Origin of the sequence: Rivularia sp. PCC 7116 (assembly GCF_000316665.1) — a bacterium.
Lineage (GTDB): Bacteria > Cyanobacteriota > Cyanobacteriia > Cyanobacteriales > Nostocaceae > Rivularia.
The window spans coordinates 6,365,730-6,389,978 of the sequence record NC_019678.1; the positions used below are offsets into that span (position 1 = coordinate 6,365,730).

24 protein-coding genes are annotated in these 24,249 nt (G+C 38.3%); 6 read left to right on the forward strand and 18 right to left on the reverse strand.

All coding sequences use genetic code 11. From position 1 onward, the window contains the following. Positions 1-25: 25 nt before the first annotated feature. Positions 26-211, forward strand: a complete 186-nt coding sequence (locus tag RIV7116_RS24615) for a hypothetical protein (protein ID WP_015121036.1) — start codon at positions 26-28, stop codon at positions 209-211. Positions 212-372: 161 nt separating this feature from the next. Here the strand turns inward: RIV7116_RS24615 and RIV7116_RS24620 are convergent, their stop codons facing one another. Beyond that, positions 373-3,891: a GAF domain-containing protein gene (locus tag RIV7116_RS24620; protein ID WP_015121037.1), complete on the reverse strand. Its 3,519-nt coding sequence runs from the start codon at positions 3,889-3,891 to the stop codon at positions 373-375. 329 nt (positions 3,892-4,220) lie between these two features. Here RIV7116_RS24620 and RIV7116_RS24625 point away from each other — a divergent pair, with 329 nt between their 5' ends. Then, the gene (locus RIV7116_RS24625) at positions 4,221-6,590 is read left to right on the forward strand and encodes a S9 family peptidase (RefSeq protein WP_015121038.1); all 2,370 of its coding nucleotides are present in this window, start codon (positions 4,221-4,223) and stop codon (positions 6,588-6,590) included. A 117-nt stretch (positions 6,591-6,707) separates the two neighbouring features. Here the strand turns inward: RIV7116_RS24625 and RIV7116_RS24630 are convergent, their stop codons facing one another. The 12 genes from RIV7116_RS24630 to RIV7116_RS24680 form a co-directional block, all read right to left on the reverse strand. Further along, positions 6,708-6,965 carry a hypothetical protein gene (locus RIV7116_RS24630; protein ID WP_015121039.1) on the reverse strand — a complete coding sequence of 86 codons (258 nt, stop codon included), beginning with the start codon at positions 6,963-6,965 and terminating at the stop codon, positions 6,708-6,710. A 41-nt stretch (positions 6,966-7,006) separates the two neighbouring features. After that, a complete protein-coding gene (locus RIV7116_RS24635) occupies positions 7,007-7,228 on the reverse strand; it encodes a DUF3134 family protein (protein WP_015121040.1) in 222 nt (73 codons plus the stop codon). Then, a complete protein-coding gene (locus RIV7116_RS37425; RefSeq protein ID WP_015121041.1) occupies positions 7,215-7,346 on the reverse strand; it encodes a hypothetical protein in 132 nt (43 codons plus the stop codon). Before RIV7116_RS37425 ends, RIV7116_RS24635 begins: the two co-directional genes overlap by 14 nt. Before the next feature lie 223 nt (positions 7,347-7,569). Next, positions 7,570-8,541, reverse strand: a complete 972-nt coding sequence (locus RIV7116_RS24640) for an orange carotenoid protein N-terminal domain-containing protein (protein WP_015121042.1) — start codon at positions 8,539-8,541, stop codon at positions 7,570-7,572. Between the two features lie 121 nt (positions 8,542-8,662). Continuing rightward, positions 8,663-9,082, reverse strand: coding sequence for a rhodanese-like domain-containing protein (locus RIV7116_RS24645; RefSeq protein ID WP_198287550.1), 420 nt, complete (start codon positions 9,080-9,082; stop codon positions 8,663-8,665). 59 nt (positions 9,083-9,141) lie between these two features. Beyond that, positions 9,142-9,336 carry an NblA/ycf18 family protein gene (locus tag RIV7116_RS24650; protein ID WP_015121044.1) on the reverse strand — a complete coding sequence of 65 codons (195 nt, stop codon included), beginning with the start codon at positions 9,334-9,336 and terminating at the stop codon, positions 9,142-9,144. A 346-nt stretch (positions 9,337-9,682) separates the two neighbouring features. Next, positions 9,683-10,000 (reverse strand): photosystem II assembly protein Psb34, encoded by a 318-nt coding sequence (gene psb34 / locus RIV7116_RS24655; protein WP_015121045.1) that lies wholly within the window; start codon positions 9,998-10,000, stop codon positions 9,683-9,685. A gap of 85 nt (positions 10,001-10,085) precedes the next feature. After that, complete coding sequence (locus RIV7116_RS24660; protein ID WP_044292300.1) at positions 10,086-10,385, reverse strand: DUF3240 family protein; 300 nt, start codon at positions 10,383-10,385, stop codon at positions 10,086-10,088. Between the two features lie 82 nt (positions 10,386-10,467). Then, on the reverse strand, positions 10,468-10,953 hold the full coding sequence (locus tag RIV7116_RS24665) for a phycobilisome protein (protein WP_015121047.1): 486 nt from the start codon (positions 10,951-10,953) through the stop codon (positions 10,468-10,470). A gap of 58 nt (positions 10,954-11,011) precedes the next feature. Then, the gene (locus tag RIV7116_RS24670; RefSeq protein WP_015121048.1) at positions 11,012-11,461 is read right to left on the reverse strand and encodes a response regulator; all 450 of its coding nucleotides are present in this window, start codon (positions 11,459-11,461) and stop codon (positions 11,012-11,014) included. Positions 11,462-11,822: 361 nt separating this feature from the next. After that, on the reverse strand, positions 11,823-14,108 hold the full coding sequence (locus tag RIV7116_RS24675) for an NACHT domain-containing NTPase (protein ID WP_015121050.1): 2,286 nt from the start codon (positions 14,106-14,108) through the stop codon (positions 11,823-11,825). A 315-nt stretch (positions 14,109-14,423) separates the two neighbouring features. After that, positions 14,424-14,825, reverse strand: a complete 402-nt coding sequence (locus RIV7116_RS24680) for a fasciclin domain-containing protein (RefSeq protein ID WP_015121051.1) — start codon at positions 14,823-14,825, stop codon at positions 14,424-14,426. 454 nt (positions 14,826-15,279) lie between these two features. Between RIV7116_RS24680 and RIV7116_RS24685 the strand changes: the two genes are divergently transcribed. Beyond that, entirely contained in the window at positions 15,280-15,567 is a 288-nt protein-coding gene (locus tag RIV7116_RS24685) for an RNA-binding protein (RefSeq protein ID WP_015121052.1), read from the forward strand. A gap of 500 nt (positions 15,568-16,067) precedes the next feature. On the opposite strand, the gene RIV7116_RS24690 is transcribed toward RIV7116_RS24685, so the two are convergent. From RIV7116_RS24690 to RIV7116_RS24710, 5 genes are all read right to left on the reverse strand, one after another. After that, the gene (locus tag RIV7116_RS24690) at positions 16,068-17,111 is read right to left on the reverse strand and encodes an alanine/ornithine racemase family PLP-dependent enzyme (protein ID WP_015121053.1); all 1,044 of its coding nucleotides are present in this window, start codon (positions 17,109-17,111) and stop codon (positions 16,068-16,070) included. Between the two features lie 36 nt (positions 17,112-17,147). Continuing rightward, positions 17,148-18,266, reverse strand: a complete 1,119-nt coding sequence (locus RIV7116_RS24695; protein WP_015121054.1) for a DUF1611 domain-containing protein — start codon at positions 18,264-18,266, stop codon at positions 17,148-17,150. A gap of 444 nt (positions 18,267-18,710) precedes the next feature. After that, positions 18,711-19,193 carry a pentapeptide repeat-containing protein gene (locus tag RIV7116_RS24700; RefSeq protein ID WP_015121055.1) on the reverse strand — a complete coding sequence of 161 codons (483 nt, stop codon included), beginning with the start codon at positions 19,191-19,193 and terminating at the stop codon, positions 18,711-18,713. 941 nt (positions 19,194-20,134) lie between these two features. Further along, positions 20,135-20,503, reverse strand: coding sequence for a pentapeptide repeat-containing protein (locus RIV7116_RS24705; protein ID WP_015121056.1), 369 nt, complete (start codon positions 20,501-20,503; stop codon positions 20,135-20,137). A 1-nt stretch (position 20,504) separates the two neighbouring features. After that, entirely contained in the window at positions 20,505-20,804 is a 300-nt protein-coding gene (locus RIV7116_RS24710) for a hypothetical protein (RefSeq protein ID WP_015121057.1), read from the reverse strand. A 149-nt stretch (positions 20,805-20,953) separates the two neighbouring features. Here RIV7116_RS24710 and RIV7116_RS37145 point away from each other — a divergent pair, with 149 nt between their 5' ends. The 3 genes from RIV7116_RS37145 (at position 20,954) to RIV7116_RS24720 (ending at position 24,203) form a co-directional block, all read left to right on the forward strand. Then, entirely contained in the window at positions 20,954-21,079 is a 126-nt protein-coding gene (locus RIV7116_RS37145) for a cytochrome P450 (protein ID WP_232435721.1), read from the forward strand. 136 nt (positions 21,080-21,215) lie between these two features. Continuing rightward, a complete protein-coding gene (locus RIV7116_RS24715; RefSeq protein ID WP_015121058.1) occupies positions 21,216-22,919 on the forward strand; it encodes a YdiU family protein in 1,704 nt (567 codons plus the stop codon). Between the two features lie 741 nt (positions 22,920-23,660). Further along, entirely contained in the window at positions 23,661-24,203 is a 543-nt protein-coding gene (locus tag RIV7116_RS24720) for a hypothetical protein (RefSeq protein ID WP_015121060.1), read from the forward strand. Positions 24,204-24,249: the final 46 nt, after the last annotated feature.

A 24,249-nucleotide genomic window follows, 5' to 3' on the forward strand; every position in this document is an offset into this window, starting at 1 on the left:
AAGAAACAGTGGATATTAACTTGGTATGGGTGGTAAAACAAACTTAGATAGAGTAGTTGCTTATATTCCTCCCGAGTGGAAAAAAGAACTAGAAGAATGGGCAGAAGAAGACGAGCGTTCGGTTTCTTGGCTGGTTGCGAAATTGATTGATAAAGCTTTGCAAGAACGTCGAGAGCAGAAAAATTCGGCAAAAGTTGTAAATATGCGCTAAATAAGACTTACAAAAAGCCCCGCTTTAAAGGGTGATTGGGGGATCTAAATACATTTCACATTGTTAGAGACGTAGCAGTGCTACATCTCTACAAAGGTTGAGCTTAGAAAAATTCCTGCTTCCTAAAATTTACTTAATTTACTTAATTTACTTTATTAATTTCAAACCTCAGCTTTAATCGGCAACTCAATCAAAAATTGCGTACCTTTTTCTAATTGGGAAGAACATTGAATTTGACCTCGATGTTTTTCAACTATAATTTGATAGCAAATAGGTAATCCCAATCCCGTACCTTTGCCTACTTCTTTTGTCGTAAAGAAAGGGTCAAAAATATTATTTTGTATTTCTTCTGGTATCCCAGAACCATTGTCAGTTATTTTAATAATGACTTGATCGTTAATTGCTTCGGTACTAATTTTAATGTTAAAAGCAACTTCGGATTTTTTTTCTGATGATGAAGATTTTTGTTCTAATGCATCAATACTATTGCTCAGAATATTCATGAATACCTGATTCAATTGAGCGGGATAACACTGTACGGGTGGTAATTCACCGTAATTTTTGATAATTCCAATCCCTGGATATTCGCCGTGTGATTTTAAACGGTGCCCTAAAATCAGTAAAGTGCTATCTAATCCTTCATGAATGTTTACTGCTTTTAAATCCGCTTCATCTTTACGGGAGAAGTTACGTAATGACAACACAATTTGACGAATACGTTCTGCTCCTACTTGCATTGATTCAAGGGTTTTTGGTAAATCGGAAATAATAAAATCGAGGTCAAATTCTTCTAATTCACTTTGAATATCTGCTGGTAAATTAGAATAATTCTGCTGATGAAGATTGACTACTTGAAGTAAATCTTCAATATATCCATTAACATGCGTTAAATTTCCAAAAATAAAGTTGACAGGATTATTGATTTCGTGGGCAACTCCAGCCATTAACTGTCCTAAACCCGCCATTTTTTCACCTTGAATTAGCTGGGCTTGAGTTTGCTTCAATTCTTGTAAAGCTTGAGCAATTTCATTAGCCTGGATTTTAGTCTTTTCTAATAATTCTGCTTGCTGAATTGCGATTCCTAACTGCGTACCAACTTGTGCGAGCAAATTGACTTCTTCATCTTTCCAGTAGCGGGGTTGAGAGTTTTGATAAGCAACTAATAGCCCCCATAATTTTTCACCTTGAGAAATTGGCACAAAAGTTTCGTTACGGGGTAAATTATCATCATCATCGTCACTTGAAAATGTTGGTTGAATAATTAGTTGTGTATTGATGACGGGTTTCCAGTCGTCTTTAAACGAATCCGCAACGAATTTACCTCTCCAATCGGAATTAAAGCGATAGATTGCAACTCGTTCAACTTCTAACAATTCTCGTACTGCTTGAGTAGTAGTCTTAAAAATAGTTTTAATATCGAGTGACTGACGAATTTTATCTACTGTTGCGGCTAAAAACTTTTGCCGTTCCATTGCTTTTTCTCGTTCGTTTGCTTCTGCTAGCTGAACGGCTTGAGTCTGCACTTGTTTTACATACAAATCTTGTTTTAAAGCAATACCAAGTTGTTCTGCAAGTTGAGCAATAAATTCGATTTCTGAAGATTCCCAATTGCGAGCATTACTACATTGATGGATGCAAAGTAATCCCCACAATTCACCTTCTTTCAATAAAGGTGCAACAACATTAGCCCGCACCTGGAATTGTTCTAAAATTTTTATATAGCAGTCTTTAGATTCTTGTTGATAAATATCGGCGATCGCGTTCACTCTACCTTGTTGATAAAGTGGTGCAAAGTTTTCGCTAAAGCAATGATCGTAAACCTTGTTAGCAATAGCTGAATTCCAACCATCAGCTACATCTTCGTAAATAAACTCTCCTTCCCAATCATTTGCAGAATTGAAATGGAAAACCCCGACTCTATCAACTTTGAGGAGTTGACGTACTTCGGTAACAGTAGTTTTAAATATTTTGTCTAAATCTAAAGATTCCCGGATTCGGGTAATCACACCAGTTAATGCTTTTTGCTGTTCTGCTTGATACTGAGCTTCTAATAAAGTTTTATTATGTTTGAGAGCAACTCCTAAATTATCCGCAATTTGACGGGTGAATTCGATTTCTTCTTGTTCCCAGTTACGAGAATTACTGCATTGGTGTACGCACAATAAACCCCATAATTCCTCTCCTTTGAGTAAAGGCACAACCAAATTAGCCCGAACTTGAAATTGACCTAATATTTGCTGGTGACAATCGCTCAATCCTTCTGCGTAAATATCAGCAACCGCTTGTACCCTACCTTTTTGATAGTGAACCGCAAATTTGTCTCCAAAAGTACGATCGTAAACTCTGGCTGCAACAACAGAATCCCATTGAGGAGCTACACTTTCCCAGACAAATTCTCCTTCCCAATCTTTTTGAGCATCAAATTGAAAAACTGCGACTCTGTCAGCTTTCAACATTTGCTGAACTTCGGTAACGGTTGTTTGAAAAATAGTGTCTAAATCCAAAGATTCCCGAATCCGGGTAATTACACGAGTTAATGTTTTTTGCTGCTTCGCTTGATTTCTAGCTTTAAATAATAATTCATAGTGTCTTAGTGCTACGCCGATTTGCATTCCTATCTGTGTAATTATTTCTACTTCGTCTTCAAGCCAGATTCTAGGTGCAGAATTTTGATAAGCAGCAATAATTCCCCAAAGTCTATCCCCTTGATGAATGGGAGCAGTTGCAAAACTTTTTGCTTGAAATTGTTCTAAAAGAGCAATATGGCAATCACTTAATTGAGCTTGGTAAATATCGTTAACAGTAAATGTCTCACCGCTAACGTAACGTCCACCTTGAGTTTCTTGCAAATATGTATCGTTAATTGTAGGTTGAACCCCAACCAAAGAATTCCATCCTTCTGTAAAAGATTCAGCTACAAAATTACCGCTCCAATCCGAATTAAAACGAAAAATAGCAACGCGCTCGGCTTGGATTAATTCTCGTATATCTTTGGTTGCTGTTTGAAAGATAGTATCAATCTCAACTGGCGTGCGAATTTTATTCACAATTTGAGCAATAACTTTGTCGCGTTGTGCTGCTTGAGCTAATTTTGTAGCTTGTGATTCTAACTTTCTAAAATATTCAGCTTGTTGAATCGCAACGGTAAAGTGTTCGGCAATTAACCGAATAAATTCAATCTCCGATTCCTTCCAATTACGAATATCGCTGCATTGATGCACGCAAAGTAAACCCCACAAAACATTTTCTTGCAGTAGTGGAACGATAAGATTGGCACGCACCTGAAACTGAGCCAAAATTTCCGCATGACAATCACTCAATCCGGCAGCATGAATATCAGCAACTGCTTGTACTTTACCTTGCTGGTAATGAACCGCAAACTTTTCTCCAAAACAATGATCGTAGACTTTTTTTGTAAGTACCGAATCCCAACCTGTTGCAACATCTTCGGAAACAAACTCTCCTTCCCAATCATTTTTGATATCAAATTTAAATACAGCTACCCTGTCAGCTTTCAGTAAATGTCGTACTTGAGTTGCAGTAGTTTGAAAAATATTTTGTAAACTTAACGGTTGTCGAATTAAGGTAATTACACTTGCAAGTGCCTTTTGCTGTTCTAACTGCTCTTGAACTTGAGTATCTAAAGGCTGCTTTTCTGCTTCGGTTGGATTAGATGTCATAGTTTGTAGAATTTAGAAATTGAGATAAAAAGTATTAATAACCAAACTTCTTAAAATCAAAGAGTACGAGAAAAGGACAAAAATATAAAAATATCAAGCTTTTACTAAATGCATCATTTAGAATTAATTGAAGATGGTTATTGTTATTATTCCCATTTTTCTGAATAAACTTACATTCAATCAATATTATTCGGTTGTAGCGTTAGGCTAAGCTAAGATTTCTTTTTTCTACGTAACTAAAAATACTGATATTGTGGAGTTATCAACTTTTTGAATTGTGCAACTTTTGTTCATGTTCTACGATTACAAGAGTACTCACGCACGACAAAATGAACAATTCTTCTACCGAACAAACTTGGCAAACACCACCGCAACCCATTAATCAAATCCTTAAAGCAGCACCCCCGCCGCAAATTCGTATTTCTCCTGACAGAAAGTATATGTTGGAGTTAGAGCAGTCGCAGCTAGTCCCCATTGCTTTACTTGCCGAAGAAGAAGTTGCCGTCGCCGGTTTTCGCTTAAATCCCCAAACTAATGGTCCCGCTCGTCACAATACTTACTACAGTATGAAGATTAAAGCGGTAGATTCTCCTGAAAATGTCAGAACAATAGAATTACCGGAAAACCCCCGCATTGGTTTCGTTAAATGGTCAACAGATAGTCAAAAAGTTGCATTTACCCTGACTCAAGAAACAGGTTTAGAACTTTGGGTTTTGCAAATTGCCGATGGAACTACCCACCGTTTAACCGAACCAGTGCTTAATGCTGCCTATGGAACCCCGTATCGCTGGCTTGATGACGAAACATTAATTTGTAAATTTATCTCTCAAACTCGTGGCGAAGCACCAGTCAAATCTAAGATTCCTTATGGTCCTTCAATTCAAGAAAACTTAGGTAGTAAAAAGCCGACTCGCACCTATACAAATTTACTTAAAAATGCTCACGACGAAGCATTATTTGAATATTATTTAACTTCAACTTTAGAAAAAATTACTATAGAAGGAAATCGCACTCAATTAGTTTCACCTTGTTTAATTAGCGAAGCAATACCTTCTCCAGATAGTAATTTTATTTTAATTTCTACCATACATAAACCGTTTTCTTATCAAGTCCCCGCAGCACGTTTCCCCAAACAAATATATGTAATTGATAGTAGCGGTAAACAAGTTTATGAAGTTGCAAATTTACCCCTTGATGAAGAACGTTCCATCAAATTTGATGCAGTACGCAAAGGCAGAAGACGCACATCATGGCGCAGCGATGCTAAAGCGACATTAACTTGGGTAGAAGCACTAGACGAAGGCGATCCTACTATAGAAGTTAGCGATCGCGATGCTTTATTCATGCTTGAAGCACCGTTTACAGCTACACCAACGGAGTTATGGAGATGCAAATATCGTTTTAATTCCGTACTTTGGGGTAAAGCAGATGTAGCATTAGTTTATGAAAAATGGTACGATAGCCGTCGTTATAAAGCTTGGCGAATTCACCCCAATAATCCACAAACGCCACCAAAATTAATATTTGACCGCAGCTTTGAAGACAAATACAATTCTCCGGGAACACCACTAACGAAATTAGGAGATTATCGTTACAAAGTTTTACGCTTCGCACCAGATGGTCAAAGTATATACCTCAGCGGACGCGGTGCTTCTCCCGATGGCGTATATCCATTTTTAGATAAATTAAATTTAGATACTCAAGAAAATCAACGTTTGTGGCAATGCCAAGACGCTTACTATGAGGAAATATTCGCCGTCCTAGATGATGAAGCACAAAACTTAATTACCGTGCGTCAATCTAAAACCGAACCAGCCAATATTATACGGTTTTCTCGCAATCATAATGATGAAAAGATACTTACAGATTACCAAGATCCCGCACCAGAATTAGCAGGAATTCATAAAGAATTAGTCCAGTATCAACGAGCAGATGGAGTGCAGTTGTCGGCAAAACTATACCTACCTCCTGACTATGACGTTGAACGAGATGGCCCCTTACCGACGATATTGTGGGTGTATCCCGAAGAATTTAAAGACAAAGAATTTGCAGGACAAATAACTACACCTGAAAATACCTTTAGCCGTCCCGCACGTGCTTCGGTATTATTCTTATTAACCCAAGGATACGCAGTACTTTCCGGTGCAACCTTACCAATAATCGGTGAAGGAGATAGCGAACCCAATGATAGCTATGTAGAACAATTAATTGCCGGAGCGCAAGCCGCAGTTGATTATGTAGTAAAGCGTGGAATTGCCGATAGAAAACATATCGGTATCGGCGGACACTCTTACGGTGCGTTTACAACAGCAAATTTACTAGCTCATACAGATCTATTTTGCATGGGAATTGCTAGAAGCGGAGCTTACAACCGCACCCTGACACCATTTGGTTTTCAAGGAGAACAGCGTAACTTTTGGGAAGCACAAGATACATACATAAATATGTCACCCTTTACCCATGCATCCAAAATAAAAGCCCCATTATTATTAATTCACGGTGAAAACGACAGTAATGCAGGAACATATCCCCTGCAAACCAAACGTTTATACCAAGCACTTAAGGGATTGGGTGCAACCGTGCGATGGGTAGAATTACCAACAGAAGCCCACGGTTATCGTTCCTCCGAAGCAGTGGGACACGTACTTTGGGAAATGGTTAATTGGTGCGATAAATATTTGAATAATATATCAATTTAAAAGTTGGACGAAACCGATAGATTTTGGGTTTTTCCAAAATCTAGAATCTAAAATAACAACACAAAACATGATATTTTAGATTCCGGTTCGCCCATTTTTTCGAGAGTTCGCTGTTATCTAAGTCCCATTAACAGTTTCTATTGCCAAACCAGGCTCTTGTTTTATGAATTTATCCGTCAATTCTAGTAAAGCTTCTGGTTTAAATCGAATTGTTCCAGAACTTGAATGCCGATAGCGCTCGCCAACAAATACTGATAGCGTAATATTGGTTCTATCGGGATTAGAGACGTTCTTCACCGTGCAAACCTGCATCTTATTATTGAAGTAGGCAATAATGCGATCGCCAGGTCGAATATCTAACGCTTGTATTTTCATACATACTATGGTAACACTTTAACAAATATAAACAGAAATTATTATTCTTCGTCTAATTCTTCCTCTTGATCTAGAAGCTCTTCAATTTCATTTGTTGGCTTATCCGAAAGGTACTTATCGGATTCATGGGATTTAAATCGACCACTACTTTCTATCCATTGGAGAACAGATTCACTTTCCCTTGGAGGGGTAATCAATGCTGGTTCGCTTATTGGTGCTTGATGAAGCGCAGGGTGGTTTTTATATTTCTTATGTATTCTCATTTCTGTTTATTTCCAAGCCTAGTCCGTCAAATCTATTAGGGTCTTTCTTTTGCTTCTTTGTGCCATCGGATTGTTTTTTTGGTTTTTTAGATTCTCTATTGCCTTTTTTCTTTGCCATAACGATTCCTAAATTGAATATTGAGATATCAGCGATAGCCCACAGTTAGAACAACAAAGTGTTTGATTGAGCTAGTAAACATAGCAAGATTTTCAATTCTCACTTGCCGGGAGCTTAGAAACCTATGCTTAACCCTCATTTATCACTCTTGGAAAAATTAACGAGTTTTCGATGTTTCAGCCAACGAAAAATTAAGGTTTCATCCCAGTTTGACAGAAAAGGGTTAATTTACCTTTTGACGAACTAGGTTGAGTAGTTCTTTTGGTGATGCGAGTAGATCAACCGCTACAAAGAAAATTTGGTCTTGAGGATCGAGCAAAAAGCGCCAGGATATGTTCATACCGACACTAGAACCAAACCAAGGAGTTTCTACTTTGCCTATAACTTTAATCGAGGTATACCCATCTTTTATTGACTCAATAGTGCCTGCTTCTGGCATCAATTTAAGTCCCTCGCATTCTTCGAGCATATAGTTAAGAACGGCTTCGCGACCAATAATTGGTTTTTGAAAAGGCGGTTGCAAAGCACCATTAGAAGCAAATAAGTTAACAGCAGTTTCAAAGTCGTTAACATTCATATTGTTGATGTAACTCACCACTGCGGTATTAGTTATGCCTTCAATCTTAGTTTTGATTGGGTCTGCTATCTTTGTGGGGACAGCTATAGGTTTTCTACCTTTTTGGCTATTATCAGAAGAATTGGAGTCAAATCCCATATTAAGGACAATATTACGCAGTATGGTAATTTGCTGTCCTGGATCGGCATTCTCAATTGCCTGAAGCACGGCATTAGCCTCAGAAGAAAGTTTGTAAGCCTGGGGAATTGGTACAACAAGTCCCTGTTCCATCCATTCTGCCAACTGATTCCAGAAGCCCAACTTTAGATTAGTGGTGAAAGAGCTATAAGAACGGCAGATGGAAGTGTCAGTGTGGTTTGCTAAATCGCACATGGCTTGTGTTTGCTCTGTAGGAGACATCTGCTTAATCTGGTCAAGCAGTTTTTGAGCAAAGACCATACTGGTTGCACCAGGAGCAGCAATCGTAATTGTTTTACCCATTTTTGTATAGGCAAACCAGATTAGTGCCAGTTGATTTTCAGCATTTAGTCGATTGAATTGCTCAATTGTACTTGGAACAACATTTGCAACTTGAGTATCTGAAAAAATCGACTGAGCAGACTTGATAGTCATAGACATAATATAGAGACTCCTACATTGGATTAAAAGTGCATCATCATCGCCCAGAAATAAGCGAAAAAATCTGTTTACGAAGTGATGTTTGTAATCAAGCTGAAAATTCTTTATCTTAGTTGAATACTTAGACTTGTTTTACAGGCATAGACCACCAACCTTCAATTGGATATTTAGCCTTTTCCCAAGCAGTTAAACCACCGATTAGCTCAGAAACATTTTGATAACCAGCTTGGCGCAGTTTGCTTGCTGCTACAGCGGTTTGTTCATCTGTCTGTGCATAAATATAAATGTCGCGGCTCAATTCGAGGCTGTCAAGAGTAGGGTCGGAAAACTCGTCCATTGGTATAGGAATAGATCCCCTGATATGAATAACATTGAAAAGCTTTCTAGGTCTTGCATCAACGATATTTAAGGCTGGTTCACCCCAATCAAGACGTTTTTTCAGGTCTCCAACGCTGGACTTATTCTGAATTGCTGGGGGAATGGGAATAAAGTTAGAAAATATAGTCATGATTTTCCTTTTATTGCGTGTTGACTTATTCATCAAGCGCTTTTTCTTGATCGGATTAGTGTCTCTTAAAGGGAGCAACCCCTTTTTTGGCTTTATTTAGCTTTGCCTGAATCTAAATTCCATTCGTGCATCAAAAGATTTCGGTACGTTATTTCCTGAATCATCATGTGATTATGCAAGATGATTAAGAACTTTTGAGCTTGTTCGCGAGACATACGCTGTACTTGCGAGGCAAAGCTTTTGAGTTGAAATTCTTGCTCTAAAGATAATTCGATTGGTTGATTCATCAAATTTATGCTGTGGGAATAATAAAGAGCTTTGACCTGGAAAGAAAACTAAATTATCAATCCTACTAGCTAGATATTTTGGACTTTGAAATACCTAGCTTTAGTTACCGAGTATTTTTTTCGGTTTAAAGCCCCCCGAAGTTTCTTTAAGCGGGGGAACCCCCTTCGGGTTCGCAGTTGTTCATGGGGGAAACCCCCCGCTCTGCACACTGTCTCACCGCCAACGAACTTCTCTCCGGATTCATCCGTGGACTATACTCTGTTACAGCCGCTAAATTCCATTTATGGGGAATTAATTACGTAGCTTGCGTCACCCGGAGGGTGATATTACGAATTATACTTACGTCTAGCTGGCTGCAAATGCAATTAGTAATGTGGTGGTAACAAGTAGCATAGCTCCTGCTCCCAAGAAGATATAATGTTTTTGCTGTTTTGGTGATGGATAGTCTGTTAAAGATATATCGGCTTCGGTTGCATAGTTATCAATGATTCCCTCATCATTAACGGTGTAACCACTTGAAAGAGGTGTATTAGGTAATCGATTGTTATCAAAGCTTGTATTTGCCTGTATCTCAGCAGGGATTAGCTCACTTCCATCACTAATACGATGCGCTACTACCTTATCTTTAAGGGTGATGCTACTGGATATATTTTGTTTGCTCATATTAAGAGCATAACATTTTTTTAAAATAAGTCGCTCAAAGTCAAATTATTTGGTATAGTTAAAATATTTTTTCAAAATACAGCATTTAATCAAATAAACCTTCTACTTTTTGTCGAAAGGCTATTAATGCGTGAGATCCCTGAAACTGTTTGAGTTTTTCAAGTAGTTGGTCGGATATCTCTGGTGTAACGATAGTTTTAACTTCAATATTAGTGTTGTAACCAGCCATATCTCCCATACGTTTTCCGTGACTACCCGCACCCTGCGCCGGAATAATCGTATACCCAGAAACATTTAATGCTTGTAATAATTTTATCAACCGCTCTTGTAAAACCGCTTCACAGATGATAGTAACAACCATACCCTGACTAAAAGAAGAAGACATAATAATAATTCCAAAAAAGATTGTGGTGCGGGGTTGTTGCCCGCTTCTCATATACAAACGTTGAAATGTAACAGATTATTGCCTAATCGAGAGCAGCAGCTAAGTAGTCGAAATACATACCAACTTCAGTAACATCTTCTAAAGACAAAATCGAAGTCGCGATTTCTTTCATAGCACGGACACTTTTGGCAACGGACTCAATTGGGGTGCCAAGGGATTGGTACATTTGGCGAACACCAACGATTCCGATCTCTTGAATTGGGGCACTATCTCCAGCAGCAATACTGTAGGAAATCAACCGCAGGTAATAGTCCATATCTCGCAAGCAGGTGGCAGTCATCTCTTTGCCGTAGGCATTACCACCTGGCGAAACTAGGTTTGGACTTCTTTGAAATAGTTGACTTGCAGCTTCTTTAACAATGCGATCGCGACTAGTCGTTAAAGTTTTTACAATTTTGAGACGGCGATCGCTGCTCTTAATAAAGAGATTGATTTCCTCAAGTTCTCCAGGGGTAAGATAGCGAATATCAGCATCTGCATTGATAATTATTTTGGTAATAACACTCATTAGTTAACTCCTGCTACGGTTTAAATTAGGTTTAAATTAGGTCTATGCTCGTCAAAACTTAGATAGCTATGTTATGGACTTTACTCAAAGTCCTTTGAACGATAGTGGCAAGCGCATCAATAAAAAGGTAGATATCTAAAGGTTTGTTGAACCACAAATCGAACCCGCTTGAAAGAGCATATTGACGCATCCCTTCACTGGTGTAAGCTGTCACAGCAACGATCAATAATTCTTGCCTTCGTTCTACTGCAATTGTTCTTGTTTGTTGAGCTAGGGCAAAACCATTTACCTCTGGCAAGGCAATATTAGTTACGAGGATATCTGGTTGCCATTCTAAAAATATTTTTAGAGCTTGGTGGGCTAAAAATGCTTTTCTTACTTCTACACCACAGGGCATTAGCAGAAACTCCATAAAATCGCAGCAATCAACATGGTTGTCTACAACAAGCACTCGCAGCCCTTCAAGGGTTGGAAGATTAATCGCAAATAGATCGTTCTGATTATCCATGCCGCTCGCCTTATAGTTAATAGGAAAATTGAATTCAAGTAGCGATTTACTTGGTTTTTTTAATATCCACGTCGCAGCATTTTTACTACCATCGCTCGCTTGATTTCACTTTTAGCTTGGCTATTTTCGAGCAAATTTTCTAATGATTGAAACCACATCGATGCACCCCACATAATTCTTGCTCTAACTATTTATAATGTGACAGAGCTATGTTTGAAATTATGTTTCGGCAAGAGTTTAAGTTATATAAGATCGACTTTTAATGTTTGATTTCGTTACAAAAATTTAAATTAAAACTAAAACGAAACTAAAATATCTGTTAGGAGTCAGAAGTATTATTTTTAGATATTATTGTCACAAATTAATTATCCCATTCCCTATCTTCAAGTTCTTTCTGGGGCAATAATAAGGCAGCTTCAATCTCTTGACGCACTGCAACTGTTACTTCACAGTTACTATTAAGGCAATCAACCAGCAACTTATTCGCATCATAATAGTGTTCTAGAACTTTCTGCTGTTCGGGGCTAAAGTGCCAGTGAGACTGTATATTGCGATGAAAGTAAATTGCCGTTTTTAAACGCTCAGTCCAAGCAAGATGGTTGATTTGCCACCATGACTGAAATATTGTTTGATTGCAATCTGGATCGGGGAGTTCTTCTTTGAGTTGTTGCAAGGATTGCTGTAACCCAACATCAAGTACAATATTCAGGGCATTGCTGAGGGCATGGACACAAGCACGAGCATGAGCAAAATCGGTGGAGTCAATAACGCATTCCAACACCAGGTTATCTAATAACGCATCGAGAAAAATACCTTGATCCAGAGTACAAGCAAGAGCGAAGTGAGGAGCAACATGAGGAGTTTGCGTAAGACCAAGATAAAAAGCACGAGTTGCAACTAAAGTAGGTTGGGGTATAACCAGAGATTTTTGACTTGCCCAGGTTAAAAACTTTTGGAGATAAGCATCTTGGGCGACTAGGGCATCGATTTCTTGCTTCATCAATTGTACGAGGTAGTCTGCACTCCGCAACATAGCAGTAGTCAACAAAAAGATTTCGCGCCATCGTGGTTCGGTGATGTGACTAACTAAACCTTCTAAGGCTCGTAATGACTGTAAATTATGACTGGCAACGATTTTTCGGGCAGTGAAGTATTCTTGAAATGTTAAAGAGGAAAAAGAGAAAATTCCCCGTACTCGTTCCGCTAATAGTCCGTGTTGCAACTCAATTGCTTTTAGCACCACTTCGCTATCGAGTTGTAATTCTTCCGGCTCGGTAGGAGCATTTGGTAAATTGATGATAAAATCGCTGATGTACTCTTCTGCGGCTCGTTGTTCAAAAAAATAATTCCCATGTTCAAATGTTACGGCAGCAATCTGACTCATCAGTTTGAGCTTTTGTGGTAATAAAAACCCATGATAAAATTCATCCCGTTCAATGCCTCTAATTTGATCCCATTTTCCTAAAAGAAGGTCTAGACATTGCTTATAGAATTCGGCTTTCTTAGAGGGAAATTCTTCTTGCCGATGGAATACCCAGCAAGCAAGATGTAGAAACAAGGGTGTCACTGCGAGTCGCCGAAATGGCAAGTTTTCGGGTAAATCCAGTTTTTCGATGAACTGAACTGTCATATCTATGTCTATTACATTGTCTCTAGTAAATACGGAGAACCACTTCTGAGCAAAGGCTACAATTTGCGATTGAGTAAAGGGAGCGATTTCGACATCGGTAAAGCCTTTGAGATTAAATGCTTTGGCAGCAGTTCGGCAGGTAACGATAAACAAATTCTGAGGATATTTCTCAGAAAATTTGCGAATTTCCTTCAAGATTTCGTTGTTGTCTTGATGCAGCACTTCATCGAGTCCATCCAATAACAGTAATACTCTTCCCTCACGCAGTAGGATTTCGGTCGCAGGCTGTTCTGACTCGCTGAAAATATTTGAACTAATGTAGTTTAATAAGCTGAACGCCCCGATCTCTTTTGAGTCGTCAGCAAAATCCTTTAAGGTAATAAAAATCGGAACTAGATTAGCAGCAAAGTTACCTTGGTTGCATTGAATGGCGAGATATTGCAAAAAAGTAGTTTTACCACTCCCAGGCTTACCTAATACCCTAAGCTTAGAATGGGTTTCAACTGCCCTCATGCCTGGTATTTGTTTCTCAGAAATCTGCCCTAACCCAAAACGGTCAAATTCTTCGGCAGTAGGATTTTGCAAATTAGAAATATCTAACCACTGTTGACTGGCAATCTCCTGCAATATATTGACATCTATATAAATATTTTCTATTTCAACTGGACGGTTAGTATCTAATAACTGCAAAGTACCGCACTGTTGTTGAATTTTATCTCGACATTGCGATCGCACTTTCTTTACCAGGGCATCAATATTTATTGATACTTCTCCTAACTCGGAAAGCTCCGAAGGGGGATCTATCGCAATTTCTCGCCAATTTAGATCCAAGACAGAGCAAATTTCTATAAAAGTATAGCGTTCTATCGGACGACCTGTAAAAAATCTCCAAACTGGCTGACGAGTTTTTAAATTCACTTGCCCTGCCAGGTTTTCTTGAGTCCAACCCTTATTGGTAAAAGCTTTTTTGGCTTGTTTTACTCCTGTTCGCGATGCCTGGAGCGAGCGTTTTGACACCGGGAAAAACCTCACTCATCCAATTTTGTTGAGATATTATCGTAAGATTGACAAATCATATTTTTAAACCTCTACTCTTCCATCGTAACGTTTTCCTCACAATTAAGTTATACAAATATCGAATTAATTAAATTTTATTTTATTAACGAATAATCAAAAAAGTTCAAACCCTCTGCGGATAAGAACTGTAGATAATTTTGTATTGTAAATTTGTATAAGTTAATTTTTAATTTTCGCTGATTGCCGTTGATGGAGCAATAATTTTCTATAGTATTACTCCACCAACTCTATCTATTTACGATGCATCGCAGTTGCTTAGGAAGGCATCAAAACTGTGTCAATGACATGAATAACACCGTTATCAGCGGTAACATCAGCTTTTGAAACTGTAGCATCATTAATTTTGACACCATTACTAGCGTCAATTTTGATTTCTGAACCTTCAACTGTTTTAGCTGATTTCAGCTTAGCCGCGTCAGCCGCCATGACTTTACCTGAAACAACGTGATAAGTCAAGATTTTCTTCAGTTTGGGAATATCCTGGAGTAATCCATCTACTGTGCCATCAGGAAGCTTCGCAAATGCGTCATCGCTAGGAGCAAATACGGTAAATGGACCTTTACCTTTGAGAGTATCTACCAAACCAGCAGCCTTAACAGCAGCAACTAAAGTATTGAAAGAACCAGCATTAACTGCGGTATCTACGATATCAGCCATTTTTGTCACCCTTATGTATAATATATCTGACAGTTATTAGCATGACATTCTGCTGTTAGAAATCATGTTTAAGCAAGCGTTTGAGCAACGTATATTTTGTATGAATTGTCTGAGAGCTATACAAAAATTTACAATTAAAACAATTAAAATTTTTTACTCAAGGGATTTATTTAAATTGAGAATAACGAGCGAGCATTTTTGCTATGGGAAGACAATTGCTATTAGAACCTAATATTTCCAGATAAGATAGATATTTATTTATTTTGATTTTTTAACTTTGATGCAATTCATTTCTATGTTAGATAAATAATGTTATACTAGAAAGTGAGAATCCAAAGATTAACGATTAAGTTGGTATTCAGTATCAAAGGTTTTTCCATAAAGTATTGAGCTATTTCTTTTCCAATAATCTTGTCTCTTGAAACACAATACTCATTGAGAAGACAATCAAAGTATGTCGATTTATGTTGGTAATTTATCTTACGAAGTTAGCCAAGAAGGCTTAAACGAAGTCTTTGCCGAGTATGGAACTGTTAAACGGGTTCAGATTCCCACCGATCGCGAAACAGGTCGCGTCCGAGGATTTGCTTTTGTAGAAATGGAATCCGAAGCCGACGAAGAAAAAGCAATTGAAGCTTTAGACGGAGCAGAATGGATGGAACGAACTCTAAAAGTTAACAAGGCTATGCCTCGTGAAAACAGAAGTTCATCTGGTGGTGGTCGTAGAAACAACCGTTTCTAAACTTCATTAAATTCAAAAAATAACGCTTCTGGGAATAAAGTAGATTAGTTCTGTATCTCTTCCCCAGGGGCATTTTTTGTTTAAGCGAGAAATAATACAGTGTTGCGAGTTGGCAAAATTTATTATAGGACTTACGCAACCGGCACATTTCCGCCGTAGGGTGCTTGCACACTGACTAATTCTGCACGCAATAATGAGGCAATGAGTGTACGGCACCATCAGAGTTTTGTGACAGTTACGTAAGTCTTGTAGTGACGCATCTACACCGCTCTTAAGAGTCGGCGTAGGCTTCTCGGCGACTCCTCTATAAGAACATTTACCGAGCTTTTAAGCCCTACGCCCTAGGGACTTTTAGAAATAATTTGTTCTTTTTTTTTGTAGGCTGCATTTCTACATTTAATTGAGTTACACCTACATTTTTGATTTTACCATGAATCTGGTTCGTAATTCATCCCAACACCTCCCTTGCCGGTAGGTGTGGGACTTCTTCCGATTTAATGTTAAATAAATTGCTTTTTAATAAAAGGAGAAGTCATTGCTGCTAGAAGACTGCCGTAATCTAAGTTGAAATTGACTCCCATTCCAACTTTTAAACAAAAGTTTTTACTGTCGAGGACAACATGATCGCTACTAGAGCCAAGTATTTCCAAATCGCAACTTAAGCCAGATATAAGAGTATCCTGCTTTCCCAGAGCAACAATTGCTCTAGTATGGATACCGCGATTTATAAAGACCGGAACGTTACCAAAAGCATTTCGACCGATTTCCCCATAGGGTAGAGAGGGCTTTGATTTTGACTCGATAACTTCCGCAATCAATTTAAAAGTGTTGGTATTTAATGTTGGTATGGTTTTGCTGTGTGCGGTTTCACGTCCTAAAAGAATTGATTCTCCGATACGCAGGTTATTAATTCGTCCCACTTCCGGTGCAGATTTGTACCATTCATAGTTGGCAGAATTTCCCCCAGAAATTATGGGTAGATTAATTTGAAATTCTTTTTCCATCGCTTCGGTTAATGACGATAGTTGACGCATTTTCTGGTTGTCAGGCTTGATTCCCCCATAGCAAGCCAAATTACAGCCTAGTCCCATTATTTTGATGTGAGGTAAGCAAAGAACTTTTTTAATGAATGAGAAAACGTCACGGGGAAGTATTCCTTCTCTCAAATCACCCATTTCTACCATTAAAATTATTTGATGGATTTTATTATGCTTCTTTGCATAATAATTAAGCTCTTTAATTGTTTCGGTTTCCGTGTTGAGGCTAATGTCTACATCTTCAACGACAGATTCTGCTTGACTTAAAGCGGTGCGGAGTAAAACAAAAGTCGCCGATACTCTGGCAATCTTCATCCTTTGAATGTTTTCCAAACGAGAGTCAGCAATATACTTTACACCTCCTCGAATCATAGCTTCTGCAATTAAAGGCTCTCCTAATACTGCTTTGGAGACTCCCATTAAAGAAATATCCTGTTGTCCGTAAAGTTCGCATAATATTCGAGCGTTATGCTGTATTTTGGATAGGGAAATTTCGATTCTTGGCATAAACGCTTTCATCTATTTTATTTAAACGTTTTACATTTACTTTGTCGTTAATAAAGGAATTATCTGAGAATTTAGTTTGTTTTGACGATCGAGACTTGGAAAACGATTACCTAAAGTACGAACTAGTTTTTTACAGCCACAGGTTAATACATCTGTAGTTGGTAATTGAAGACGATTTTCATAGCCTTCGATAGTTTTCTTAATTTCTGTTTCTGTCATATTTTCATGGCTTAAGGCGATCGCAATTACCTGAGATTGAGAAATTGCTTCAATCAAAAGAATTTCACTTTCAATTGTAGGCATGGGTAGCTGGGGAAAATCGCAGCGAAACTTCCTCCCAGGAGGATGTTGCAAAATAATTCCATCGGGCATACTTCCTTTTAAAATGCCTACAGAACTCATAAAAGCCGGGTGAGACACTGCACTTTGTCCTTCTACTAAAATAATATCGGGACTTTCTCGTTCAAAGGCTTGGAGAACGGCATTTTCTATCTCCCCAATCACAAATTGGGACACTAGCGCGTCGATAGATACACCATACCTTGCCCCTTGCATCAAGCTAGTTTGACCCGTCGCTACCAGTACCGACTTGATGCCCAAATGATTTAAAGCTTTGTTTAATTCCACTGCGGTAGTCATTTTTCCGCAAGCGCAATCGGTACCCAAGACAGCAATTACAGGAATATTGACTTTAGAAATTTGTCCCGTAAATACATGGAGGTCTTTTAATTTCGGAGGTTTTCTAATGTCTTTAATTTCAATCTCACAGTTGGCAGCCATCTCGATAAACTCGGAATCATCAGAAAAGAACTGATGCAGACCATTAATTATATCCATTCCTTTGGTCATTGCTTCCAAGATTAAAGCTCTCTCTTCGGCGGGTATGGTCGCATCTAAAGGAGCTTTACCGTAGATATAGCAATCGGGAACGTCTGGTAATCGATCTAAAGCTGACTGTAAGTTAGCAAAAATGGGAATATAGTTTTTTTGATTATCTAATTCTTCTCCAGCATCCTTACCAGCCAATGAACTATCGATTACGCCGACAATATGATAAATTTCTGAATGCCGAACTAAACCGCCTGCAGTTTTGCCATCCATTAAGCCAAATTGATTTTCACAGTAAACTAAAGCTGTTTTTCTTGCAATCGACATTAAGATTATTTTTCCCAATATTTACAAATGAAGGAAGAAGTTATGAGGAAGAAGGGAAAGTTGTTAAAAACCTTCATTTGCTGAGTTTATAGCATTACATGAACCTATCCCACTAATAATATTTTTGCTGAAAAGCCCAAATATTGTTAGAGATAAAAACTAAAAATTACGCTTTTCACGAACATTTTACTTAAGTAAATAAGCATTTTTAGAATAGTGGGATAGGTTCGTAGTTAGCTTAGGACATTAGGCACTTACAGATAATAAAATGTCCCACCGTCGGTGTCGCCTGAAAGGCGACACCCCAGTATATCTAGGTTTTGACCGGAATATTTGTAAAACGGTGGGACATTTTATTTCTTGGATCTCCCTTAGCGAATGCCGAAACTTATAATTAGTAAACTTTTGACTTGCCCTTAGCACTATACAAATACCTCCATCCTTTTACAAGTGACGTACCACTAACTCATCTAAATAAGCTCCCTTCAAATAAGCTCCCTCCAACTTGGTTTCTTGCAGATTAACTCCCGTTAAGTCAGCCCCTCGCAGGTCAGCACCTTGTAAATTAGTCTCCCGCAAATTTGATCCTCGTAGGTCAGATCCTCCTAAATTAGCACCCCGTAAGTCTGCTCCACTCAAGTCAGCTTCTCTGAGATCGGCTCCACTGAGATCCGAGTCTATCATTTCGGCATCAATCAAACATGCTTGAACTATTTGTGCATCACTCAGATTCGATTGATTCAGCTTTGCTTGACTCAAATGAGCTTTGGTTAAATTTGTTCCTCGTAGATTAGCTTTAATTAAGTGCGCTCCATTTAAATGTGCTCCAATTAAATTAGCGTTGGTTAAACATACTTGAATAAGACTTACATGACTAAAATCTCTTTGTCCTGCTGCATATCGATTTAAAATTTCTTGAGCATTCATATCTTTTTTTCTCTTGAATATATATTTGAAAATTTTGTTGCGCGAGCGTTTATCAAACTGACTTTTTTTTGGTATCAGCAACTGCAACACCAACAAGTAGATGCTTTTAGATCGAGTCAATGACGAAATAAAACGGATGAGCAAGTAAATAGTTTACTCATCATAAAATTCAAATTATGTATAGCTGTATCTTTTTGTCTTTCCCAATACTCGAACGAATCAGCCTTTAATGCTTAAAATCTCTATTTTTTGCTCTGAGAGCTTTTAGGCACTTAGCAATGTCTCTTTTAACGGTGACTGCAATAACAGTTCTGAAGCCACGAAACAAGCAAAGCTAGGTAAAACAATAGATAAATTGCTGACATAAATTTGACATAGAATATCTCCTCAATAAAAGGGTGTAGAGATTATAGGTTCGGAGAGAAGTCTAGGTCGTTAGTCACATAACCGAAAGTATTTCTCAATACGATCTCATCGTAACGAGTAAATCTATACCAATACCAGAAAGACACAACTCTTATTAATACGGAATAAGTATAATTCGTAATTTATTCCCTGTAAATATAATTTAGGGGCATTGATGGAGTTTAATCTACGCTCTGTACTGTTGCTTTTAAAACTAAAAAAATACTTAGTAATAGGTTGTAATTTACACCTATTTTAAATTAAAATCACCCTTATTTTACAGGAGTTTAAAAGCCCGCTTAAATTCATATTGTGAAATTATCAACGTCGTAATAAGGTTTTAATGACTTAATTAACCTGAGTTAGGGATAAGCTGAAACCCTTATGATATCGTTGCTTGATTTTAGTAATCATCAACGTGCTTACGTTGTTTCAGCTATCTATGAGTCGATAACAGTTAAAATTAGCTCCTTAACCCGAACTGAAGTTAATTAACATAAAACATAAATTGGAAGTTATTAATAGCTGTTCATCTATTAAAACTTTTGCATATTATGACTAACGGGGTCAAAATTCGGAGTAAACCGAGTGCTTTTATCGTAGCAAGCTCTATCAAGATTGGCTCCGTAAATTTTAATATACTTGAGCCTAGCCCCCCGGAGATTGGCATCTTTAAGATTTGCACCGCTTAAATTAGCTCGTACCAAATTAGCATTAGCTAAATTAGCTCCTCCTAAATCAGCTCCCCATAATTTAGCTTTGGCTAAATTAGCGTTAGTTAAATCGGCAGCAAACAAATTGACACCAACTAAATTGGCTCCTATCAGTTTAGCTTTGACTAAACTGACTGCTGCAAAATCTCTTTCCCCAGCATCGTAACGTCGCTGTAATTCTTCAGCATTCATTTTATTTAACCTTTTTTAATAATTGAGAAGCTATGTTATTCCATTCTTCATCTAAACTAACCTTGGATTCCGGTTTTCCGCTGCGGTTATACCAGTAGCGGGCATTATTCAAATCTCCTTCCCTGCGATGCAAGTATGCATGAACCCAAGCAGTATCGGTATCGCTAACATCTCCTATAAATGTATGAGCTTCATCCCAGCCATATTTTTTGTCGTACCATAAACCCTGTAGCGACAAAGGTAAAGAAGTAGGGCATTTTTCCAAGTTTTCTATTGATTCTTTAAATTCTTCTAAATTCATTTCTCAGAAAAATTATTTAACTGCTGAAATTTAATATATTAATGATTATTTCTATTCCTTGCTCAATATAATACTATCTAAGGGAGTAAATTAGATTAAACTTAACGAACCTATCCCACTAATAAAATTTTGTTAATCCAGATATGGAAATGCAAGAAATTACCCTTCAAATCATTTTAGAAGTGGTATTTGGTTTACAGAAAGGAAAACTATATCAAGAACTCAGAAATTTTAGCGACTTGCTGGGCAATTTATTTGAATCTCCCTTAAGCTAACCACCGTGCCAGCATGCCTCGGAGCGGTCTACACTCCTTCTCGATTAGTCTGGAAAGCTCCACATTTAATATGCTAGTCTTTACAAAGTCCTCAATTAAACATGAATCTTTCCCGACAATACGGGCGCACTTAACAATGTCATATCCATCTAAACTATCTGTTGAGCCCTGCGTAACAACCTTCGATGAGTTTGTGCAATTGGCGGATTATTCTCTGATGGACACCTTAAATGCCGATCCTGATGCCACGATCGATGGTGATGATCGCCGTGCCCGCCAGGTTTTTTCTGGTCATTTTGTACCTGTGACACCCACACCGCTTGCAGAACCAGAATATGTAGCCCATAGCAGCACTTTTTTTAAGGAACTTGGGTTGAGCTCGGAGCTGGCGCTTGATGAAAAATTTCGCTCCTGTTTTTCTGGTGATATCTCTGCTGCGCGCTCTCCTATGCGTCAGGTTGGCTGGGCGACGGGTTATGCACTGTCAATTTATGGCACCGAATATACCCAACAATGTCCATTCGGTACGGGTAATGGTTATGGCGATGGTCGGGCGATATCTATATTTGAAGGAATAATCAATGGCCAGCGCTGGGAAATGCAATTGAAAGGTGGTGGCCCAACACCTTATTGCCGTGGTGCCGACGGGCGTGCAGTACTACGTTCAAGTGTACGTGAGTTTCTAGCGCAAGAATATATGCAGTCCTTAGGTGTTCCAACATCGCGCTCTTTGACACTGTATGTTTCATTTTCTGAGACCGTTACCCGACCTTGGTATTCTCAAGACTCCCACGACCTTGAGCCTGATATTTTGGTGGACAATCCCGTGGCCATTTCAACTCGCGTTGCACCCTCCTTTTTGCGTGTTGGTCAGCTAGAGTTATTTGCCCGCCGCGCTCGCAGCAATGCTCATCCAAAAGCATTAGAAGAACTGAGCATGATAGTGTTGCATTTAATTGAGCGAGAATACAAAAGCGACATTAATCAAAACCTTGGTTTTGCAGATCAATTGGTTGAGTTGGCTAAGCTATTTCGCCAGCGTCTTACTTCACTGGTGGCCAATTGGCTACGTGTTGGTTATTGCCAGGGTAATTTTAATAGTGACAACTGCGCCGCTGGTGGCTTTACCCTCGACTATGGGCCATTTGGGTTTTGTGAAATTTTTGACCCTTGGTTTCAACCTTGGACTGGCGGCGGCAAAAAGTTTTCATTCTTCAATCAGCCAGGAGCAGCAGAAGCGAATTATTATATGTTTTGGAAAGCTGTGAGACCGTTACTGGCAGAAGAAGATGCTGGAGCTTTAGAACAGTTTGAGCAATTAGGCCGTGGCTTTTCAGAAGCCATGCAAAAACAAGTCCAAAAAATGTGGGCGGCCAAACTTGGCTTAACTGAATTTAACCCAGAGCTATTTAAGAAATTAATGCAGCTAATGACACACGAGGATGTGGATTACACCATTTTCTTCCGCGAGTTATCCCACATACCAGACGATGTCTCAGCATTGAAAAAGAGCTTCTATGGTAAAACGTCACAACAACTCGATGAACAATGGCAATCTTGGCTAAAAAGCTGGCGCAGCCTCCTGCCCGACGGTAATTTGACTGAGATATCAACTTCGATGAAACAGACTAATCCAAAATACACATGGCGAGAGTGGTTGATTGTCCCTGCCTATCAACAAGCCATGCAGGGTGACTACACGTTAGTTAAAGAGTTGCAAGAAGTACTAAACTATCCATATGATGAGCAATCACAAGACGTAGAAGATAAATACTATCGTCTAAGACCTAGCGCGTTAGAAGACGTTGGTGGCGTGTCGCACTATAGTTGTTCATCTTGATGTTGAATTACAATAGTCACATCTTCCGTGATGGTGATTGTATCTTATGTGACATTTAACTCAGATGCGATCGCCGAAGGCGGGTCTTCGACCATCGAGGCGGAGAATTGCTGGTATTCTAGCAGTTTTGTTATTTTACTGGCTGGACTAGTATTTACCCAGATAAAACCACCTGCAAAAAAGCACCATTGCTACTGCTGTGCCCGTCATAACTGGTTATATAGACCTGTTAGGTCTTTAAAATCGCTTAATTTTCTTTCTTCAAAGAATAACCTCAACTTAGCAGAAGTCACTAACGGTAACGCACGTAAGTTATACTACATCAATTTATTACATGAACCTATCCCACTAATCCCAAAATGTGATAGCCTATTCCTCAGTTGAGAAGGGTGTATCACTGTATGGCTGGACGTTTTGAAGGATTAAGGGTTCCAACGTAAATACCGTGTATTTACGGTTAGATGGGAGCGTAAGAGTGTCTATTTTAACTCATCCATAAACCTTGCCACTATGCATCTCTGGATTCAAAGAATCATATTAGTGGCATAGGTTCAACGAATCTTACTTTCTGCTCCTGCTGTAAATGTCTTTTTATCTATAAGTAATAGAGTAAACTTGAGATTTGGCAATAATCAGTTAAACTAATTTGCGATTATAGCTTTTCTAATTAAAAGCCTTTACTTACAAAAGTAGATAAATAAAATATTAAAAACCCGATTAATATTAATGGAGACTAAAAACATGAATAATATTGCCAGAAAAATCAGCGGTTTGTGGATAATAATCTATGCTTTAATGCCAATCATTTTAATTGCAATATTTATTTTTACTCTATTAGCTGTAGTTAACGATGTCAGAGATTTAGTTAGCGGGCCAATAAATCAAATCGACGCGAATCTAACTCAACTTCAAACAAACGTAGTAGAAGCAGGAAATATAATAGAAACATCACTTGAGCCGATTAAAAGATTTAATCAAGATATACAAAATGCATTTGAAGTAGTCGAACAAGTGCCTATAATTGGCAATATTAAGGTGACTGATTTCAGCGACGCATTTAATAGTATTCCCCAAATCCAACAACTATTTGAATATTCTCAATCAACTTTATTGCAACTAGAGCAATCATTCAAAGAATTGCAGAATATTGCAATGGAAATACTAACCTTAATTGCTCTTGGAGGAACAATAATTATTCTGTTGTTCCTCCAGCTATTTATTGTTCCATATATTCGATGGATGCATAATAGAATTAAAGCAGGATGGAATTTGATAAAAGGTTAAAGGTTAAAGGTTAAATCATTACTAATCCAAAATAGAAAATACTATA

Bases quoted from the DNA above. Each gene is read 5' to 3' on its own strand.
- RIV7116_RS24615 (WP_015121036.1), top strand. From the start codon at position 26: ATGGGTGGTAAAACAAACTTAGATAGAGTAGTTGCTTATATTCCTCCC.
- psb34 (WP_015121045.1), bottom strand. From the start codon at position 10,000: ATGAGCAAACAAAATATATCCAGTAGCATCACCCTTAAAGATAAGGTA.
- RIV7116_RS24620 (WP_015121037.1), bottom strand. From the start codon at position 3,891: ATGACATCTAATCCAACCGAAGCAGAAAAGCAGCCTTTAGATACTCAA.
- RIV7116_RS24680 (WP_015121051.1), bottom strand. From the start codon at position 14,825: ATGGCTGATATCGTAGATACCGCAGTTAATGCTGGTTCTTTCAATACT.
- RIV7116_RS24630 (WP_015121039.1), bottom strand. From the start codon at position 6,965: ATGAAAATACAAGCGTTAGATATTCGACCTGGCGATCGCATTATTGCC.
- RIV7116_RS24635 (WP_015121040.1), bottom strand. From the start codon at position 7,228: ATGAGAATACATAAGAAATATAAAAACCACCCTGCGCTTCATCAAGCA.
- RIV7116_RS24660 (WP_044292300.1), bottom strand. From the start codon at position 10,385: ATGTCTTCTTCTTTTAGTCAGGGTATGGTTGTTACTATCATCTGTGAA.
- RIV7116_RS37145 (WP_232435721.1), top strand. From the start codon at position 20,954: ATGCAAGAAATTACCCTTCAAATCATTTTAGAAGTGGTATTTGGTTTA.
- RIV7116_RS24690 (WP_015121053.1), bottom strand. From the start codon at position 17,111: ATGCCAAGAATCGAAATTTCCCTATCCAAAATACAGCATAACGCTCGA.
- RIV7116_RS24650 (WP_015121044.1), bottom strand. From the start codon at position 9,336: ATGAATCAACCAATCGAATTATCTTTAGAGCAAGAATTTCAACTCAAA.
- RIV7116_RS24665 (WP_015121047.1), bottom strand. From the start codon at position 10,953: ATGAGTGTTATTACCAAAATAATTATCAATGCAGATGCTGATATTCGC.
- RIV7116_RS24640 (WP_015121042.1), bottom strand. From the start codon at position 8,541: ATGTCTATGACTATCAAGTCTGCTCAGTCGATTTTTTCAGATACTCAA.
- RIV7116_RS24715 (WP_015121058.1), top strand. From the start codon at position 21,216: ATGTCATATCCATCTAAACTATCTGTTGAGCCCTGCGTAACAACCTTC.
- RIV7116_RS24645 (WP_198287550.1), bottom strand. From the start codon at position 9,082: ATGAATAAGTCAACACGCAATAAAAGGAAAATCATGACTATATTTTCT.
- RIV7116_RS24625 (WP_015121038.1), top strand. From the start codon at position 4,221: ATGAACAATTCTTCTACCGAACAAACTTGGCAAACACCACCGCAACCC.
- RIV7116_RS37425 (WP_015121041.1), bottom strand. From the start codon at position 7,346: ATGGCAAAGAAAAAAGGCAATAGAGAATCTAAAAAACCAAAAAAACAA.
- RIV7116_RS24705 (WP_015121056.1), bottom strand. From the start codon at position 20,503: ATGAATGCTGAAGAATTACAGCGACGTTACGATGCTGGGGAAAGAGAT.
- RIV7116_RS24710 (WP_015121057.1), bottom strand. From the start codon at position 20,804: ATGAATTTAGAAGAATTTAAAGAATCAATAGAAAACTTGGAAAAATGC.
- RIV7116_RS24685 (WP_015121052.1), top strand. From the start codon at position 15,280: ATGTCGATTTATGTTGGTAATTTATCTTACGAAGTTAGCCAAGAAGGC.
- RIV7116_RS24700 (WP_015121055.1), bottom strand. From the start codon at position 19,193: ATGAATGCTCAAGAAATTTTAAATCGATATGCAGCAGGACAAAGAGAT.
- RIV7116_RS24695 (WP_015121054.1), bottom strand. From the start codon at position 18,266: ATGTCGATTGCAAGAAAAACAGCTTTAGTTTACTGTGAAAATCAATTT.
- RIV7116_RS24720 (WP_015121060.1), top strand. From the start codon at position 23,661: ATGAATAATATTGCCAGAAAAATCAGCGGTTTGTGGATAATAATCTAT.
- RIV7116_RS24670 (WP_015121048.1), bottom strand. From the start codon at position 11,461: ATGGATAATCAGAACGATCTATTTGCGATTAATCTTCCAACCCTTGAA.